Source organism: Streptomyces sp. NPDC021224 (genome assembly GCF_044332905.1).
In the GTDB taxonomy this organism is placed as follows: Bacteria; Actinomycetota; Actinomycetes; order Streptomycetales; family Streptomycetaceae; genus Actinacidiphila.
This window is the reverse complement of the sequence record NZ_JBIRPW010000012.1, coordinates 1-16941: the sequence shown is the minus strand read 5'-3', so window position 1 is coordinate 16941 and position 16941 is coordinate 1. Positions and strand designations below refer to the sequence as shown.

14 protein-coding genes and 1 pseudogene are annotated in these 16941 nt (G+C 73.4%); 4 read left to right on the top strand and 11 right to left on the bottom strand.

The genetic code is table 11. From position 1 onward, the window contains the following. The first annotated feature begins 31 nt into the window (after positions 1 to 31). Positions 32 to 1036, top strand: coding sequence for a Gfo/Idh/MocA family protein (locus tag ACH4PY_RS26295; RefSeq protein ID WP_398187713.1), 1005 nt, complete (start codon positions 32 to 34; stop codon positions 1034 to 1036). A 31-nt stretch (positions 1037 to 1067) separates the two neighbouring features. Here ACH4PY_RS26295 and ACH4PY_RS26290 read toward each other — a convergent pair whose 3' ends face one another. The 10 genes from ACH4PY_RS26290 to ACH4PY_RS26245 form a co-directional block, all read right to left on the bottom strand. Next, positions 1068 to 1379: a 4a-hydroxytetrahydrobiopterin dehydratase gene (locus ACH4PY_RS26290; RefSeq protein ID WP_398187710.1), complete on the bottom strand. Its 312-nt coding sequence runs from the start codon at positions 1377 to 1379 to the stop codon at positions 1068 to 1070. A gap of 34 nt (positions 1380 to 1413) precedes the next feature. Further along, positions 1414 to 2679 carry a cytochrome P450 gene (locus ACH4PY_RS26285; protein WP_398187707.1) on the bottom strand — a complete coding sequence of 422 codons (1266 nt, stop codon included), beginning with the start codon at positions 2677 to 2679 and terminating at the stop codon, positions 1414 to 1416. Further along, a complete protein-coding gene (locus tag ACH4PY_RS26280) occupies positions 2676 to 3398 on the bottom strand; it encodes a GTP-binding protein (RefSeq protein WP_398187704.1) in 723 nt (240 codons plus the stop codon). The genes ACH4PY_RS26285 and ACH4PY_RS26280 overlap by 4 nt, the downstream gene beginning before the upstream one ends. Then, the gene (locus ACH4PY_RS26275; protein WP_398187701.1) at positions 3376 to 3789 is read right to left on the bottom strand and encodes a DUF742 domain-containing protein; all 414 of its coding nucleotides are present in this window, start codon (positions 3787 to 3789) and stop codon (positions 3376 to 3378) included. Before ACH4PY_RS26275 ends, ACH4PY_RS26280 begins: the two co-directional genes overlap by 23 nt. Then, positions 3786 to 4211 carry a roadblock/LC7 domain-containing protein gene (locus ACH4PY_RS26270; RefSeq protein ID WP_398187699.1) on the bottom strand — a complete coding sequence of 142 codons (426 nt, stop codon included), beginning with the start codon at positions 4209 to 4211 and terminating at the stop codon, positions 3786 to 3788. Before ACH4PY_RS26270 ends, ACH4PY_RS26275 begins: the two co-directional genes overlap by 4 nt. Beyond that, entirely contained in the window at positions 4208 to 5539 is a 1332-nt protein-coding gene (locus ACH4PY_RS26265; RefSeq protein ID WP_398187696.1) for an ATP-binding protein, read from the bottom strand. The genes ACH4PY_RS26270 and ACH4PY_RS26265 overlap by 4 nt, the downstream gene beginning before the upstream one ends. 235 nt (positions 5540 to 5774) lie before the next feature. Continuing rightward, positions 5775 to 6998, bottom strand: coding sequence for an ROK family protein (locus tag ACH4PY_RS26260; protein WP_398187693.1), 1224 nt, complete (start codon positions 6996 to 6998; stop codon positions 5775 to 5777). An 18-nt stretch (positions 6999 to 7016) separates the two neighbouring features. Next, complete coding sequence (locus ACH4PY_RS26255; RefSeq protein ID WP_398187690.1) at positions 7017 to 7538, bottom strand: ATP-binding protein; 522 nt, start codon at positions 7536 to 7538, stop codon at positions 7017 to 7019. Positions 7539 to 7914: 376 nt separating this feature from the next. Further along, complete coding sequence (locus tag ACH4PY_RS26250) at positions 7915 to 9561, bottom strand: endo-1,3-beta-xylanase (RefSeq protein ID WP_398187687.1); 1647 nt, start codon at positions 9559 to 9561, stop codon at positions 7915 to 7917. Between the two features lie 234 nt (positions 9562 to 9795). Next, positions 9796 to 10863: a LacI family DNA-binding transcriptional regulator gene (locus ACH4PY_RS26245; protein ID WP_398188168.1), complete on the bottom strand. Its 1068-nt coding sequence runs from the start codon at positions 10861 to 10863 to the stop codon at positions 9796 to 9798. 387 nt (positions 10864 to 11250) lie between these two features. Between ACH4PY_RS26245 and ACH4PY_RS26240 the strand changes: the two are divergent. Continuing rightward, positions 11251 to 12198 (top strand): annotated as a pseudogene (locus ACH4PY_RS26240) (glycoside hydrolase family 43 protein); the annotation flags it as partial. Then, entirely contained in the window at positions 12184 to 12921 is a 738-nt protein-coding gene (locus ACH4PY_RS26235; RefSeq protein WP_398188165.1) for a hypothetical protein, read from the top strand. The pseudogene ACH4PY_RS26240 and the gene ACH4PY_RS26235, both read left to right, overlap by 15 nt. Before the next feature lie 74 nt (positions 12922 to 12995). Here ACH4PY_RS26235 and ACH4PY_RS26230 read toward each other — a convergent pair whose 3' ends face one another. Next, positions 12996 to 16118 carry a GH92 family glycosyl hydrolase gene (locus ACH4PY_RS26230; protein ID WP_398187684.1) on the bottom strand — a complete coding sequence of 1041 codons (3123 nt, stop codon included), beginning with the start codon at positions 16116 to 16118 and terminating at the stop codon, positions 12996 to 12998. A gap of 408 nt (positions 16119 to 16526) precedes the next feature. On the opposite strand from ACH4PY_RS26230, the gene ACH4PY_RS26225 reads away from it, so the two are divergent. Further along, positions 16527 to 16850, top strand: coding sequence for a hypothetical protein (locus ACH4PY_RS26225; RefSeq protein ID WP_398187681.1), 324 nt, complete (start codon positions 16527 to 16529; stop codon positions 16848 to 16850). Positions 16851 to 16941 lie beyond the last annotated feature (91 nt).

The following is a 16941-nucleotide window of genomic DNA, read 5'->3' as shown; positions in this document are numbered from 1 at the left end:
GACCAGGTTTTCTGGGGCATGGAGGAGTGACGTGGACCGCACTATCCGCTGGGGCGTGCTGGCGACCGGCGGCATCGCCGCGACGTTCACCGAGGCACTGGCCACCGTGCCGGGCGCCGAGGTCGTCGCGGTGGGCTCGCGCAGTCTCGACAGCGCGGAGAAGTTCGCCGAGCGGTACGGCATACCGCGCGCGTACGGCAGCTGGGCGGAGCTGGCCGCCGACGACGGCGTGGACGTCGTCTACGTCGCGACCCCGCACTCGGCGCACCGCGAGGCCGCCGGGCTGTGCCTGGAGGCGGGCCGGGCGGTGCTGTGCGAGAAGGCGCTGACCCTCAACACCCGCGAGGCGAGCGAACTGGTGGAGATCGCCGGGGAGCGCGGGCTGTTCCTGATGGAGGCCATGTGGACGTACTGCAACCCGCTGGTACGCCACCTCGCCGCGGCCCTCGCGGACGGCGTGATCGGTGAGGTCCGGGCGATCCACGCGGACTTCGGCTTCCACGGCGACTTCCCGCCCACCCACCGGATGCGCGACCCGCAGCAGGGCGGCGGCGCGCTGCTCGACCTCGGCGTCTACCCGGTCTCCTTCGCCCACCTGCTGCTCGGCGAGCCGGACAGCATCGACGCGTGGGCGCATCTGACGCCCGAGCGCGTGGACGACACCACGGGCATGCTGCTCGGCTGGAACAGCGGCGCCGTCGCCACGCTGACCTGCACCTTCGCCGCCGACACCGGCGCGCCCGCGACGATCAGCGGCACCGGCGGGCGGATCGAGATCCCCGAGGGCTTCTTCAACCCCGAGCGCTACGTCGTGCACCGGCAGCGCGAGACCCCGCACACGGTGACCTTCGCCGACGTCACCGACGACGGCCTGGAGCGCGGCACCATGCGCTACGAGGCCATCGAGGTGGGCCGCTGCCTGCGCGCGGGCCTGACCGAGTCGCCGCTCGTGCCGCTGGAGGGCTCCCTCGCGGTGATGCGCACGATGGACACCGTGCGCGAGCGTACGGGCGTGCGCTACCCGGGCGTCGACTGACGCGGCGGCTGTGCGGCGGGCGCGGGGCCGGTCAGGCGGCTCCGTGCCCGTCCGCGACGGCGGCGATGCGGTCGGCGAGGTCGAAGTCCTTGGCCGTGAGCCGGCCGCCCGCCGCGTGCGTGGTGATCTCGACGCGCAGCGTGTCGTAGCCGAGCGTGAGGTCCGAGTGGTGGTCCAGCTCGGCCTGGATCCCGGCGATGTGCAGCGCGAAGATCGCGGCGGGCAGGTGGTCGAGCCGGTACGTGCGGCGCAGCGTCCGGCCGTCCTCGCTCAGCTCCCAGCCGGGCAGCCGCCCCAGCCGGGCGTCGATCTCCTGGGCATCCAGCGGATCCGCGTAGGGCATGCCGGGTCTCCCTCCAGCGCTCTGGCTCCTGCCCTCATCGTCCCACCGCGGCCCCGGGCCGTCCCGCCGACGTCCGGGCGCCGGACTCGTCCGGCGGGGCCGGGGCCTTGGGCGCCCACGGGGTGAAGGCCACCGGCAGGGCGGCGAGCGCGCGGAAGAACGGACCGGGGCGCCAGCGCAGTTGCTCGGGCGGCACGGTCTGCTCCATGTCGCACAGCCTGCTGGTCAGCTCCTCGATCGCGGTGATCGCGATGAGCAGCGCGGGCTGCCGGGCCGGGCAGCTGTGCGGGCCGGCGCCCCAGGCGAGGTGGGCGCTCTCGCTCGCGCCCCACGCGTCGGTCGTGGCGCCGCCGGGCCGCGAGGAGGTGTTGGCGGCGGCGTAGGAGACCAGGACGAGCTGCCCGGCGCGCAGGCCGATGCCGTGGAAGGTCGTGTCGTAGCGCACGTAGTAGCCGGTGGAGGTGGCCTGCGGCGGGTTGCGCCACAGCACCTCGTTGATCGCCTCGTGCGCGGTCATGGCGCCCGCGTAGACGGAGCGGTCGTAGCGCGGGTCGGCGATCATGTGCTGGAGGGTGTTGGCGATCAGGTTGGCCGTCAGCTCGTGCCCGCTGCCGAAGGCGACGGCTATCTGCCGTACGGTCTCGGCGTCGTCCAGCCCGGCGGGGTGCTGGAGGAGGTACGAGGTCAGGTCGCGGCGCGGGTGGGCGCGGCGGTCGGCGACCAGGTCGCGGATGGCGCCGGTGAGGTCCTCGTGCGCGGCGTGCGCGTCCTCGCCCAGGTCGAACATGGTGCTGTGGGTGCGGGCGAGCCGCTCGCCCTCCGCCAGCGGCAGCCCGAACCACTGGCTGAAGACCCGCAGCGGGATCTGCTGGGCGTAGTCGGCGACGAGGTCGGCCCGGCCCGCCCCGGCGAAGCGGCCGATGAGTTCGGCGGCGGCGTCGGAGACCTGCCGCTGGAGCAGGTGCGGGCCGATCAGGGCGAGGCTGTCGCCGATGACCTTGCGGTAGCGGGCGTGGGTGTCGCCGTCGGCGAAGGTCACCGCGGGCCGGTAGGCGAGCACCGAGCGCACCGGGGAGTCGGCGGGGACGGTGTCGGGCCAGGGCCGCGGGTCCTTGCCGAAGGTGTGGGTGTCGCGCAGCACGTCGAGCGCGGTCTCGTAGTCGGTGGCCAGCATCGCCTCGACGCCCGGGGCGATCTCGACGCGGGCCAGCGGGCCGGTCGCCCGCAGGGCGGCGTAGTGGCGCTCGGGGTCGGCGGCGAAGTCCTCGCCGTAGAGCGCGGGCAGGGGGCGGGCGGTCATGACACGTCCTCGTTCTCGTTCGCGCGGGCGTGCCCGCGGGCGCCGGTGTCCCCGACGTCCCCGGCGTCGTCGGCGTCGTCGTCGGGCAGGCCGCTCAGCACGTGCTCGGCGAGCGCGACGAGGGTGCCGATGCTGTCGCGGCGGTTGCGGGCGTCGCACTGCACGAGCGGGGTGCCGGGGGCCAGGTCGAGGTGGCGGCGCAGCGTCTCGTCGGTGTGCGCGGGGGCGCCGGGGAAGCGGTTGACGGCCACGGCGTAGGGCAGGCCCTGCTCCTCGACCATGTCCATCACCGGGAAGGAGTCGGCCAGCCGCCGGGTGTCGGCCATCACCAGGGCGCCGAGCGCGCCGCGGGCGATGTCCTGCCACAGCGGGAAGAAGCGTTCCTGCCCCGGGGTGCCGAAGAGGTAGAGCACCATGTCGCCGGGTACGGTCAGCCGTCCGAAGTCGACGGCCACCGTGGTCGTGGTCTTCTCCGGCAGGCCGTGGAGGTCGTCGTGGCCCACGCTGGAGCGGGTCATGACCTCCTCGGTGTGCAGGGTGGGGATCTCCGACAGGGTGCGGATCAAGGTGGTCTTGCCGACGCCGAAGGGGCCGGTGACGATCAGCTTCATCAGGGTCTGCCCGGTCGCGGGCAGATAGCGGACCTGGCCCGGCCCCTGGGCCGGCCGCGGTTCGGCGACCGGCGGGGTCGCCGTGTCAGGGGAGGGCACGGAGTCCAACGAGCAGCCTCTCGATGAGCGTTCGGTCGATCTCCTCGGCCTTGGGGACCGGGGACCGGGCGAGCAGATGGCCGCCGCCGACCAGGTCGGCGGCCAGGAAGATCGTGGCGCTGACGGGCAGCCCCAGATGGGCCGCGCACTCCACCACCGTCAGCGCGCCCGGCCGCAGCAGCGTCCACAGTCTGCGGTGCTCCGGGCCGAAGTCCGGTTCCGGCGGCTGCTGGTCGGTGGCGACCAGCAGCGTCAGCCGGTCGAAGCCGGCCGTGCCGCGCGGGCGTTCCCGGCCTCCGGTAGCCAGGTACGCGGGTATCAGGCGGCGCCCCCGTCCGCCGGGCGGCCCGCCGTCGGGCGCGGCCGCCGCTCCTGAGGTGCCGGGCCGGCCGGGTGTCATGGCCGGCCGGCTGCGTCCGGCTCGCGGGCGGGTGCGGCCATCGCCCGGGCGAGGGCGGCCACCTGCACCTGCATCTGGTAGGCGATGTTGCCCAGTTGGGTGTCGGGCGCGGCGAAGACGGCCAGCGAGGTGTTCTGCCCGGCGGGCACCACGACGGCGAAGCCGAGGTCGGACTCCACCACGGTCTGGGCCAGTTGCGGCGACTCCTGGTCGGTGAAGGCGGTGGTGAAGGCGCGCGCCGAGGCGTGCAGGGTGGCTGTCATCGCGGCCACCCGCTCCGCGGCGGCCCGGTCCAGGCTGGGTGAGGACCCTTCCAGCAGGCCGTCACCGGTGGCGATCAGCGCGTGCTGGACACCCGGCAGTTCGAGCAGCGGGTCCAGTACCCAGGCCAGGTCCTGTGCCAGGGGTCGGCGGGTGGTCATGACGTGTGGTCTCCTTGCTCGTCACCGGTGACGGCGGTCCCGGCCGCGGCGGTCCTGCCGCTGCGGGTGCCGTCCTGCAGTGCGCCCCACAGCGCGCCTGCCTGCTCGGGTGTGCGGGCCGCGGCCGCCGGTTCGGACGGCGGGACCGGCGCGACCGGGCGGGCGGCGGCGGCCTTGGGGCTGCGGCGGCGGCGCGAGGGCAGCGGCGTCGCCTCGGTCACCTGGGTGTCCTCCTGCGGTGTCTCCGGCTGCCGCGGCGGCGCCGCCGTCTCGGCGGGCGCGGGCACCAGCACCGACAGCGTGTGCTCGTCGTCCAGTACGGTCAGCAGCTCGGCGGGCACCCGCAGCATCGCGCGGATGCCGCCGTACGGCGAGGACTCGATGTGCACGGAGAAGCCGTACTGCCGCACCAGCCGCCCGATCACCGCGAAGCCGGCCTGCGGCGGGTTGCCCAGCTCGGTCAGCAGCAGCGTCTCGGGTCCGTCGAGCAGCCGCCGGGCGTGCGCGAGCGTCTCGTCGTCCATCCCGATGCCGCCGTCGTCGACCACCACGAGCGCCCCGCGCCCGCCGCTCTGCTGGATGGTGACGGGCACGGCGGTGTCCGGGTGGGAGTACGAGGTGGCGTTCGCGAGCAGCTCGGCCACCGCGATGGCGAGCGGCTCGGCGGCCCGCGCGACGACCGCGAGGCGCTGCTCGCGCAGGTGGTTGGCCATCTTGATGCGGGCGTAGCCGGCCACCCGGGACTGCGCGCCCATCACGACCTCGGCGAGCGGCGAGTCGCTGCGGGCCAGGCCCGGCCAGGCCTCGCACAGCACCGCGGTGGCCTGGATGCGGCGCAGCGCCAGCTCGTTGCGGAAGTCCAGCTCCAGCAGCCGCGGGTCGTCCAGCTCGTGCTGGAGGTCGTGCAGCACGCTCTGCGTCTGGTAGAGCAGCGACTGCACCTTGGCGGTGGCGCCGCGCATCGCCGAGCGGGCGGCGGCGTCGACCCGGTCGCGTTCCCCGGCGGCGGCGTTCTCGGTCGCCGACAGCACGTCCCGCATCGCCTTCGCCAGCTGGGCGTTGGCCTCCTGCGGGTGCAGCAGGCCGGGCACGGGGGCGTGTTCGTGGGTGAGCGCGAGGACGGCGGCCGGGATGCGGTCGGCGGCCAGGAAACGCAGCTCCTCGATGGCGATCCGGAGCTGCTCCTCGGCGTTCTTGGCGCGCACCTCGGCCGTCTGCACGGTGGTGCGTGCCATGCGGACGAGCTGTGCGTCCCGCACATGTCTGAGGCCGGACCAGATGCCGCCGACGATGGCCAGCAGCAGAACGATGACGAAAGCAACGAGCACGACGCGATCCCACCCCGCAACAGTCTTGGAGCGTGATTATGCCGTGGCGAGATCGCGCCACAAGGTTCTGGGGGCAAATTCGTTCCAGATTCGCGCACTTCCGAAAGTCTGACAGCGTGTACGGACAGAACGGACGGCCGACACTTGGTGACGCACCGTTGGTCGGAGTGCGGATCCGGTGCTGATCGGGGCGTTCACCTGCGATGTCGGTGGTGGCCGTGAGCCTGACGGTACGTCAGCTCCGGGTGTGTCCGAGCGGGTCGTCGAGCAGCGGGGCGAAGGCGAGTTCGGCGGCGCCGACGAGCGGGGCGCGGTAGCCGAGCGCCGAGCGGCGCAGCGCGTAGGGGGCACGGGCGTGCGCGAGGCCGGTGAGGGCGCCGTAGTGCGCGATGCGTTCGGCGGTGGCCTCGTGGATGTCCTGCAACCCGCCGCCGAAGATGACCAGTTGCGGGCTGAGCACGACCGCGAGGTTGCCGAGTCCGATCGCCAGCCAGCGCGCCGCCTCGTCCAGGGCGCGCGCGGCGGGTTCGTCGCCCGCCTCCGCGGCCTCGACGACGCCGGTCAGCGCGTGGTCGGGCGGCACGGGCAGCCCGGCGGCGGCGATGATGACGTCGGTGCCGATCTCGGTCTCCCAGCAGCCGCGCGCGCCGCAGCGGCAGCGGTTGCCGTCCGGGTTGACGATCATGTGGCCGATCTCGCCCGCGTAGCCGCCCTGACCGGGCACCGGCCGCCCGCCGCAGAACAGCCCGCCGCCGACGCCGACGTTCGCCGAGAGGTAGACGAAGTCGCGGTAGCCGCGCGCGGCGCCGCGGGCGTGCTCGCCGAGCGCGCCGAGGTCGGCGTCGTTGCCGACGGCGACCGGCAGCCGGTCCCACGGCGGCGCCAGCCGCTCGGTGAGCACCGCGGCGAGCGGCTCGTCGGTCCAGGCGAGGTTGGGCGCGAAGCGCACCAGGCCGTCCGCGCGGCGCACCAGGCCGGGCACGGCGATGCCGATGCCCGCGACGGTGCCGCCCGCGGCCGCGGGGGTGCCGAGCGACTCGACGAGGCCGGTGAGCCGGGCGACCGTACCGTCGAAGGTGACCGGCTCGTCCGCCTCGGGCATCAGCGTGCGGCGCTCCAGCACCTTGCCGCCCAGGCCCACCCGCTCGACCCGGATGCGCTCCACGCCGACCTCCAGCGCGATGGCCTGGGCACGCTCGGGCACGGGCAGCACGAGCGGCGAGGGCCGCCCGGCGGAGGGGTGGGTCTGCGGGGTCTCCTCGCGCACCAGCCCGGCCTCCGTGAGGGCGGCGACGAGCACCCCGGTGGTGCTGCGGTTGACGCCCGTGACACGGGTCAGCTCGGAGCGCGTCACACCTCCCGAGAGGTGGACGTGGCGCAGCACCTGCCCGAGGTGGTGCTGCCGCGCCTCGGTGTGCGGCGCCCCCTGTCCCGCCCCCGGGTTCTGCCCTGCGGACATGGCGGCCTCCTCGTGCGGTCACTCCGTGGAGCGGGGTCCCGGCAGCGCGGAGCCGGCGAACTCGGCCCAGGCGAGCGTTCCGGCCGGGCCGGCGAGCCGGCCGTGCGCCTGCGCGAGCGCCTCGACCAGGGCGAGCCCGCGCCCGCCCGCGTCCGGGTCGCGTTCCAGCGGCACCCCGCAGGGGCCGCCGTCGGCGACCTCGACGCGCAGGATGCCGCACGGCAGCCGCGACAGGTGCAGGCACACCGCGGGCAGTGCGTGGTTGAGGGCGTTGGTGACCAGCTCGGAGACGACCAGCACCACGTCGTCCGCGGTCTCGGCGGGCACCTGCCAGCGTTCCAGCAGGACCTCCGCGCTGTGCCGCGCCTGCCGTCCGGCCTCCGGGCGGTGCGGCAGCGGCAGGCACCCGGCGACGCGGTGCGGCCCGCTGTCCTGCGGGCCCGCGAACCACGGGGTGCGCGGCAGGCCCCGGTCGGCCCGCTGCGGCTGCCGCGGCGGGTGGAAGACCGGGAGAGCTGATTCGGGGCTGAGGATGCGCATGTCGTCACCTGGGCGTCGGGGGAGGCCCGCCTGCCGTGGGGCCGGTGGGACCGGGGATGACGCGCCTCGCGTCGGAGCCGGACTGCGCCGCCGTGCAGGGGACGGGCACGCATGCGCGCGGACGTGCTGACGGGCGGGGGTTGCGGCACGGGCCGCGGATCTCCGGCTCGCCGGACTTGCTCCGGTGTTCCGGACGGAAGGCGCGCACTCCGCGCCCGCCTGCGGCCTATTTGTTGTCGATCACCACAATACGACGATTTGCGAAAAAGGCACCCCCCTGACTGCCGGAATTTCCGGACATGCGGTGTCATGGCCGTCGACTCCGACATCGCAGCAGGTCAGGGGGGTGGTCTAGGGGGCGGAGGAAATCCGCGGGTCAGCCGCTGAACGAATAGCGGGGAGTGGTCACCTGATAGGTCTGCGTGACGGGCTGGTAGTCGAAGAAGTAGCTCAGGGTGTGCCCGGCGGGCACCGTCACGGGCACTTCCCAGCGGCCCGCGGAGCTGTTGTACGTGGCCATGTAATTGAGCTGGCTCCCGCCGTCCAGGGTGTAGTGGACGGCGACGAAGGTCTCGGTGGTGCCGTTCGGCCGGAACCAGACGGTGTCCTGGCCGCCGCTGCCGGTCGCCACGCCCTGCGTGTAGTCGCCGGAGGCCGGCGGGGTGGTGGGAGGCGTGGTGGGCGGGGTCGTCGGGGGCGTGGTCGGCGGGGTGGTGCCGCCTCCCGTGCTGCCGCCGGTGGTTCCGCCGGTGGTGGTCCCGGAGCAGGTGCCGGTGGCGCCGCCGACGAAGACGCACTTGCGCAGCTCGTTCAGGAACGCGTCCCGGACGGTGGCGTTGGCCTGGATGCGGGCGTCGCCCCAGTAGCCGTTGGCGCAGCCGGTACCGCCCGCGGAGGCGCCGTCCGCGCACTGCCACTGCGTCTGGCTGTCCCAGTCGGTGTTGATGTAGGCGGCGACCCGGATGACGTCGCTGTTCTGCTCGATCCAGTTCCAGTACCCGGCGTACCACTCGCTCAGCACCGAGGCCGCGCTCGTCGGCTGCGGGCTCTTCTTCATGATGCAGCTCTTGGTCGGACCCGAGGTGGTGTAGCCCTGCGGGGAGGCCTCGGCGATCATGACCGGCTTGGCGTGCGAGCGGGCGAAGTCCAGGACGCGGTTCTGCAGCGTGACCGGGTTGACGTCGTAGCTGCTGCATCCCCACTGGGTGGCCAGCGAACCCGCGTTGTAGAAGTCGGACAGCCCGACGTAGTCCACGTAGGCGTCACCGGGGTACCACGGGTTCAGGTGGTTGGGGTCGATGACGGTGTAGCCGTACTCCGGGTGGTCCGGCGAGGAGTTGAGCGGCCAGGCGGCGGACTGCCAGACGGTGGCGACCTTGGTGGCGCCGAGGGCGTCGATGCGGCCCTTGATGTACTGGAAGGCCTGCTTGTAGAAGTCGGTGTTGTAGCAGTTCCACGGGCCGTCGAACTCGTAGCCGATGCGCAGGAAGACCGCCCGGTTCCAGGTCTTGAACTGGGTGATCATGCGGTCGATGTCGCTGCGGTACTGCTGGGTGAGCTGCGGGGTGATGTCCGCGTCGGTACGGCCGATGACGGCGCGCAGCGGCTGGTTGCCGCAGCCCGCGGTGGCGTCGGAGAGGTAGAGGCCGACGGCGAGGGCGGCGCCGGGGTACTGGGACATCGTCTTGGCGAAGTCCACGGTGCCGCTGCCCCAGTCGGCGGGCGAGAACATCCCGGACAGCGGCGCGGGGCCGCCGCCCTCGACGAGGTTGGTGTAGAGCGTGACGCCGCCGGGCGCGGGGGCGTTCGGCGCGGTGTCGTCGAGCACCTGCGTGCGGTAGTCCGACAGGGTGTCGGAGTCCTGGCCCATGACGGGCAGGATCTTGCCGTCGGCGGGCAGGTTGCGTGCCGTCAGCCCGGCCGCGGCGGCGGTGGAACTGCCCGCGGTCAGGCCCGCGGCGAGCAGGGCGAGGGTGGCGGCCATCGCGGCGGCGGCCGATGCGAGGGCGGTACGACGTCTCACTGCGGACCCTCCTTGGTGGGGGGTGATGCCCGAAACTATCCGCCGGAAGAGCAGAAACTATCTCAGTGTTTCCGGCTCTTCCGATGCGGAACCGTAGGAGTCCGCGGCCGCCGCGTCAATGGATCGGACGGGATCACTCCGCACGCCCGGCGCGACGCCGTCCCGCGCGCGGGCAGCACGAGACCCCGCCCGGCGCAGCACGCCGGGCGGGGCGGGGGGAGGGGGCCGTAGGGGTCAGCCGGTGCGCGGCGGGGCGGTGCTCTCCCGCTCGACGAGCGCGGTGGCCAGCTCGGCGCGGCGCATGTCGCCGGGCAGCACGTTGTCCACCCCCTGGAGCACGATGCGGGCGGCCATCGCCGCCATGTCGCTGAGCGGCTGGCGGACCGTCGTCAGCGGCGGCGAGGCCCAGCCGGCGACCGGCAGGTCGTCGAAGCCGACGATGCTGATGTCCTGCGGGACCTGGAGCCCGGCGCGGCGCACCGCGTCGTACGCGCCCAGCGCCTGGAGGTCGCTGCTGGCGAAGATCGCGGTGGGCGGCTCGGCCAGCGCCAGCAGCTGCCGGGCGCCGGAGAAGCCGGTCTCGTGGTGGAAGTCGCCGCGCACCTCCAGCGCCGGTTCGACGCCGAGCCCGGCGCCTTCCAGGGCGGCGCGGTAGCCGTCCAGCCGGGCGCGGGCGCTGAGGATGTCCTCGGGCCCGGTGATGATGCCGATCCGGCGGTGACCGAGCGCGAGCAGGTGCTGGGTGGCGGCGAGCCCGCCGTGCCAGTTGGTGGCGCCGACCGAGGGGATCGTGGGGTCGGGGTGCCCGATCGGGTCGACGACGACCAGCGGGATCCCCAGCTCCTCGACCTTGCGCCACTGGGCGGGCGCGAGCGCGGTGACCGCGAGGATGACGCCGTCGCTGCCGCGTTTGATGAGGTTGTCCAGCCAGCGCCTGGTGTCGGCGGAGCGCCCGTGCACGGCGGTGACGACCAGGCCGCTGTCGTGCTGGGCGGTGGTCTCCTCGATGCCACGCACGACCTCGACCGACCAGGGGCTGTCCAGTTCGTTGATGACGAGGTCGATGAGGCCGACCGTGCGGGACGGACGGCTGCGCCGGCGCAGGTAGTTGTGCCCGGCCAGCAGTTCCTCGACCTTCTGCCGGGTCGCGTCGGCGACGTGGGCGTGGCCGTTGAGGACCTTGGACACCGTGGCCACGGAGACCCCGGCCTCCTCGGCGATGTCCGCGATCGTCACGCGCGGGGCGCGGGCGGCCTGCCCTGACGCGGTTGGTCCTGACGCCCGCGTGCCGTCCTGTGCCACCTCGGTCACCTCACTGCTAGTCGTCGCGGGCAGCCTATGGGACCGCCCGCGCCTTTCCTGCTGGATCCCCGCTCACGCGGCGGTACGAGCCGGTGCCCGGCTGATGTGACCGCACTGTGACCCGGTCCCGCGTTGACGCCGACTGCCGGAAACTCTACCTTCCTGCGAAGCGGAAACTATCGTAACTTTCGGCAAGTAAGGCTGCAATGTTTCAGCCCGAGGAGCGTGTTCGATGATGAAGAGTGCTCTGACCCGCAGAACCCTCATCGCCCTGTGCGCGGTGACGGCACTGGCCAAGCCCGGCCGCCGACCCGGCAGTCGGGCGCCGTGAGCCCGGTGGGCCCCGGTCAACGGGCCCCGCACCCTTCGCACTTCCGAAAGGCATCCATGTCCACCGGAGCCACCACCTCGCCGGTCCGTCCGGCGGCCGGACCGGGCGACGGCGCCGCCGTCATCGCCAACCCCGTCCTGACCGGTTTCCACCCCGACCCCTCGATCCTGCGGGTCGGCGACGACTACTACCTCGCCACGTCCACCTTCGAGTGGTACCCGGGCGTGCGCATCCACCACTCCCGCGACCTCGTCCACTAGCGACCGCTGCCCGGCGTCCTCGACGAGCGGCGGCTGCTCGACCTGTCCGGTGTGCCCGACTCCGGCGGTGTGTGGGCGCCCTGCCTGTCGTACGCGCACGGCCTGTTCCACCTGGTCTTCACCCGCGTCGACAACCACCACGGGGGCTGGTGGGACGCGCAGAACTACGTCGTCACCGCGCCCTCCGCCGAGGGCCCGTGGTCCGACCCGGCGCCGGTGCACGCGCGCGGCTTCGACCCCTCCCTCTTCCACGACGACGCCGTCGAGGACGGCGGCAGCGGCCGCTGCTGGATGCTGGCCCTGACCGGCGACTGGCGCCCGAACCGCACCCCCTTCGCCGGGATCCAGGCCCAGGAGTGGGACTGCGCCGCCGGGCGGCTCACCGGCGAGGTGCACATGCTCTTCGACGGCACCGAGGCCGGTGTCACCGAGGGCCCGCACCTCTACCGTGTCGGCGGCTGGTACTACCTGATGACCGCCGAGGGCGGCACCTCGTACGACCACCAGGTGACCGTCGCCCGCTCCCGCGACCTGCTCGGCCCCTACGAGCCCGACCCGGCCGGGCCGGTGCTCACCTCGCGCGGCCGCCCCGACCTGGTGCTCCAGAAGGCCGGGCACGGCAGCCTCGTCCAGACCCCCGGCGGCGAGTGGTACCTCGCGCACCTCACCGGCCGCCCCGCGACCCCGCTCGGGCGCTGCGTGCTCGGCCGGGAGAGCGCGATCCAGCACGTGGAGTGGAGCCCGGACGGCTGGCCGCGCGTGCCCGGCGGTGTCCCCGCCGAGCAGGTGCCCGCGCCCGCGCCGGCCCCGCATCCGTGGGCCCCGGAGCCCGCGCGCGACGACTTCGACGGCGACCGCCTCGGCCCGCGCTGGGCGACCCTGCGCCGCCCGGCCACGCCGGAATGGGCGGACCTCGCCACCCGGCCGTCCCACCTGCGGCTGCACGGTGGGCAGTCGCCGCGCGGCCTGCGCTCCCCGAGCCTGGTCGCCCGCCGGGCGGGCAGCACGCACTGCTCCCTGACCGCCTCGGTCGAGGCCTCCTCCCCCGCCGGCGTGCGGCAGCTCGCGGGCCTCACCGCCTACTACGACAGCCGCAACTGGCACTACGCGTACGTCGGTTGCGACGACGCGGGCGTCACCGTGCTGGCGGTGCTGAGCTGCGACGACGGCGCGCGTGTCGTCGGCCCCCAACTGCCGCTGAGCGGGGGGCCGGTGGAGCTGCGCGTCACGCTGGAACTGCCCGAGGTGCGGTTCGCGTACCGCCTGCCGGGCGGGGAGTGGACGCCGCTGGGCGAACCGCTCGACGCGACGATCCTGTCCGACGAGTACGCGGGCGAGAAGCAGGACACCGACGGGCGCGCGGCCAGCCCCGCCTTCACCGGCGCCTTCCTGGGCCTGTGGGTGCAGGACATCGGCGCGGACGGCGGCTACGCCGACTTCGACTGGGCCGAATACCGCGAGCACTGAGTGTGCCGACGACCGGTGGCCCGGCGGGAGATCCCGCCGGGCCACCGGTCTTTCCGCTCTTCCCGTACCGCCGGTCAGCCGGCGTCCGGGCACAGGTGCAGCGCCAGGACGTTGCCGCCGCTGACGGTGACGGCGACCCGGCCGAGCGTGCCGGTGTCACCGCTGTTGGCGACCCGGAAGTCGCTGCCCGCGTTCTCGCCGTTGCGGAAGACCGCGTCGTCGAGCGTGAAGGTGGCCGTCTTCCAGGTGTCCGTCCCCGTCTTCTGCACGAACTCCGACTGCTTGTAGGCGGCCGAGGCGGAGTCGTAGTGCAGGCTCCAGGTGCCCGTGCCGTGGTCGAAGTAGTCGATCGTCACCGTGGCGCGGTAGGACGTGCCGGCCGCCGCCCCGGGGACGATCGTGTTGTCGACGTCGAAGTACTCGAACGGCGAACCGTCCGTCGTGGAGCGCCCGCTGCGGCCGTCGAGCGTCACCGGGACGGTGTGGCCGTCACCGTTGTCGCGGAAGCGCAGGCCGCACTCGGTGTCGGTCGCGCCGAGCGTGTCGCACGCTGTCGCCGTGCCGTCCGCCGCCGGGACGGTCACCACGACGGCCCCGCCGGGCAGCCGCGTCCCGTCCTGCGCGCGGAAGTCCACGTGCACCGGGTGGTAACCGGACGGGGTGCCGTCCGCGACCGCGAGGGTGACCGGCACCGTCGCGCTGCCCGCGTGCCGCAGGTCCAGGGTGCCGGACGACGGGGTCACCGTCACGCCCGGCACGTCCGAACTCGCCGTCCAGCGCACCGTCTTGGCCTTGCCCGCGAGCGACGAGACGCCGACGGTCGCGGGCACGCTGCTGCCGCCCGCCATCACCTGGGTACCGGTCGGGGTGAAGTAGCCGACCGCCGGGACCTCACCCGTACGCCAGGACGGCGGGGCCGCCTTCGCGCCGGTCGCCCAGTGGGTGTCGGGCCGGGTCGACAGGTCGACGTGCAGGTCCCCGCCACGGGTGGCGAAGGAGGCGGGCAGCGCGGTGGATTCAAAACGCCCGCCGTTCAGCCGCATCCCGGTCACGTACGGGGCGTCCGTGGCGGCCTCCGGGGCGTCGATGGTGATCCGGTGCCCGTTGCCGAGTCTGATCACCGCCCGCTGCACGAGCGGGGAGTTGAGCGCGAGGGTGGGCGTGCCGGGGGTGGCCGGCATCATGCCGAGCGCCGCCCACACGTACTCCGACGACAGCGCGCCGTTGTCGTCGTTGCCGGGCAGCCCGTCGGGGGCGGTGGTGAACAGCTCCGTCTCGAACCGCCGGGCGACCTCCTGGGTCTTCCACGGCTGGCCCACGTAGTCGTACATCCACGGGGTGGTGGTGTCGATCTCGTTGCCCGCCCAGTCGTAGGGCGCGTTCCCGCCCGCGTTGAGCCGGCTGAAGTAGTCGTCCAGCCGCGGCACGACCTTGTCCGGGCCGCCCATCGCGGTCACCAGGCCCGCGATGTCCTGCTGCACCGAGAAGTTGTACTGCGCCGCGTTGCCCTCGTCGTAGCCGTCCTGGCCGAAGGCACCGGCGGGCGGCGCCTGGAAGCCCGGACCGGCCGGGAAGGAGCCGTTGTCATCGCGCGGGCGGAGATAGCCGGTCGCCGGGTCGAATATGTTCTGCCAGTTGTTGCCGCGCCGGGCGTACTCGGCGGCGGTCGCCCGGTCCCCGACCTTCGCGGCGAGCTGTGAGATGGCGAAGTCGTCGGTGGCCCACTCCAGTGTCTCCGACGCGCCCTGAAGGCCGTGATCGCCTTGCGAGGTCGCGTTGTTGGGCGCGTAGCCGAGGCGCACGTAGTCCTCGACACCGGGCCGCTCGACCCAGCCCCAGCCGACCTTCTGCGAGACCGTCGCACCCTTCTTCATGATCGGCAGCGCGTCCTTCACATCCACGCCGGTCGCGCCGAAGGCGACGTACTGCGCGAAGAGCGGGACCCCGTTGTCACCGTTCATGACGTTGCCGGTCATGTTCTGCGAGGGCCACTTGGGCCACCAGCCGCCCTGCTGCTGGGCGTCGCGCAGCAGCGAGTTGGCCATGTCGCCCGCCTCACGCGGGTAGAGCATCGTCTGCAGCGGGGCGAGCGAACGGTAGATGTCCCAGTCCGAGAAGTGCGCGTACTGGGTGTGCCCGCGCGGCACCTTGCGCACGACGTCGTCGAAGCCGATGTAGCGGCCGTCCACGTCGTTGAAGACGCTCGGCGACTGGAGCGAGCGGTAGAGCGAGGTGTAGAAGACCGTGAGCTGGTCCTTGGCCGCGCCGCCGACCGACACCTTGCGCAGCGCGTCCCGCCACGCGTCCCGGGTCTGCGCCTGCACCTTCGGCACGCTCCACCCCGGTATCTCCGCCTTGGCGTTGGCCGCGGCGCCGGACGTGCTCACGTACGACATGCCGATCTTGGCCGTGACGTTACGGCCCTTGGCGGTGTCGAAGGTGAGGTAGGCGCCGGAGCCGGAACCGGTCGCGCTGTCCGCGCCCGGGGTGACGGCGGTCGCGCCGCTGCCGGTGCCGCCGCCGCGCTGCCATGTGCCGTGGGCGGTGAAGGGGCGGTCGAAGGTGATGTCGAAGTACATCGTGTACTTGCTGTTGTTGCACAGCCCGTGCGGGGTGGTCGTACCCGAGATCTCGCGGTCGCTGAGCACGTTGACCTCGGCCGCGTAGTCGCCGCCCAGGTTCGTCCCCGACTTGACCAGCACCTGCGCGGTGCTGCCCGCCGGGTAGCCGAAGGACGCGATGCCGGTGCGGGTCGTCGCCCCGATGTCCACCTGCACGTCCGAATCGGTGAGGTGGACGTCGTACGAGCCGGGCGCCGCCTGCTCGTCGTCGTGCGAGAAGTGCTCGGTGCGCCCCGCCGGGTCGGCCCCGATGTCGCCGGTGACCGGCAGCAGCGGGATGTCCCCGAAGGAGGAGCAGCCGCCGGAGAAGTGGTCGAGGCTGAAGCCCTTGATCGCGTCGTCCGTGTACCCGTACCCGGTGGGCGCGTTGGTGGTGTCGGGGCTGAACTGCATCATGCCGAAGGGCGCGGTGACACCGGGGAAGGTGTTCTCCCAGTCGACGCCCTTCTGCGTCCCGATGAAGCTGTTGACGTACGAGGTCGGGTCCGCGACGAGCGCGGCCCCTCCCCCGTGCCGACCGCCCGCGGTGGCGGCCCCCGCGGCGGGCACGGCGAGCGCCCCCACGGCAGCGAGCACGGCCCCGACGACCGCGCCGCGGCGCCATGGTCGTTGGCGCGGCGACTGATGCTGGTGCCTCTGACGGAACACGTGTGACCTCCCTTGTCACCCTGCGGCTCTCCGGAGGCGGCGACGGCTGTCAACAAATTCCCCTGACAACGTTGTCACTCCCTCCGTGCCCGAGCTTTCCCCCGAGGCCGTGCACACGTCAACCCTCGGGGCGGTTTCGCGTGGGCGCAGGTCGGGACGATGCTGCTGTCCGTGGCCGCCTGCTGTGGCCGCCCGCCGGGCGACCGGCCGGGGGGCGACCGGCCGAGGGGCGACCGGCCGAGGGGCGCCCAGCTTGAGGGCGACCGGCCGGAGGGGCGTACGAGCCGATGCGCCGCACTAGACTTCCCCCGACCGGACTTCAGGGGGAGGCACGGCATGCGCGAATGGCCCGAGGGCCCCGCCGCCGACCAGCAGGCGGCCCGCGAGCGCTACACCGCGGACGTACGGGCGTCACGCCGAGCCGTGCGCGCGCACTTCCGCGCCGACCTGCCCGCCGCCCACGTCGGCCTGGCGATCGTCGCCGCCGTGAGCACGGCGGTGGCCGTCCTGGCGAGCCCACTCGCCGGAGCGGCCGTCGCCGCGGCCTTTGCGGCCTTCTTCCTCACGACGCTGACCGTGACCCTCCTACGCGGAATCCGCGGCACGGAGGCGGTACGCCGCTCCTACGTCCTCGCCTTCGGGTGGGCGAACGTGCTCTAGTCTTCTGAGTCAGGAATTTCGTTCATATCTGTAGACTTGGCCTGTGGCACGGACGGGTCGGCCGAAGGCCGAGTTGGTGTTGTCGGTTGAT

What these genes read in the sequence shown, in the direction of transcription:
- ACH4PY_RS26285 (WP_398187707.1), bottom strand. Translation starts at nt 2,679, where the DNA reads ATGACCGCCCGCCCCCTGCCCGCGCTCTACGGCGAGGACTTCGCCGCC.
- ACH4PY_RS26225 (WP_398187681.1), top strand. Translation starts at nt 16,527, where the DNA reads ATGCGCGAATGGCCCGAGGGCCCCGCCGCCGACCAGCAGGCGGCCCGC.
- ACH4PY_RS26270 (WP_398187699.1), bottom strand. Translation starts at nt 4,211, where the DNA reads ATGACCACCCGCCGACCCCTGGCACAGGACCTGGCCTGGGTACTGGAC.
- ACH4PY_RS26275 (WP_398187701.1), bottom strand. Translation starts at nt 3,789, where the DNA reads ATGACACCCGGCCGGCCCGGCACCTCAGGAGCGGCGGCCGCGCCCGAC.
- ACH4PY_RS26255 (WP_398187690.1), bottom strand. Translation starts at nt 7,538, where the DNA reads ATGCGCATCCTCAGCCCCGAATCAGCTCTCCCGGTCTTCCACCCGCCG.
- ACH4PY_RS26260 (WP_398187693.1), bottom strand. Translation starts at nt 6,998, where the DNA reads ATGTCCGCAGGGCAGAACCCGGGGGCGGGACAGGGGGCGCCGCACACC.
- ACH4PY_RS26290 (WP_398187710.1), bottom strand. Translation starts at nt 1,379, where the DNA reads ATGCCCTACGCGGATCCGCTGGATGCCCAGGAGATCGACGCCCGGCTG.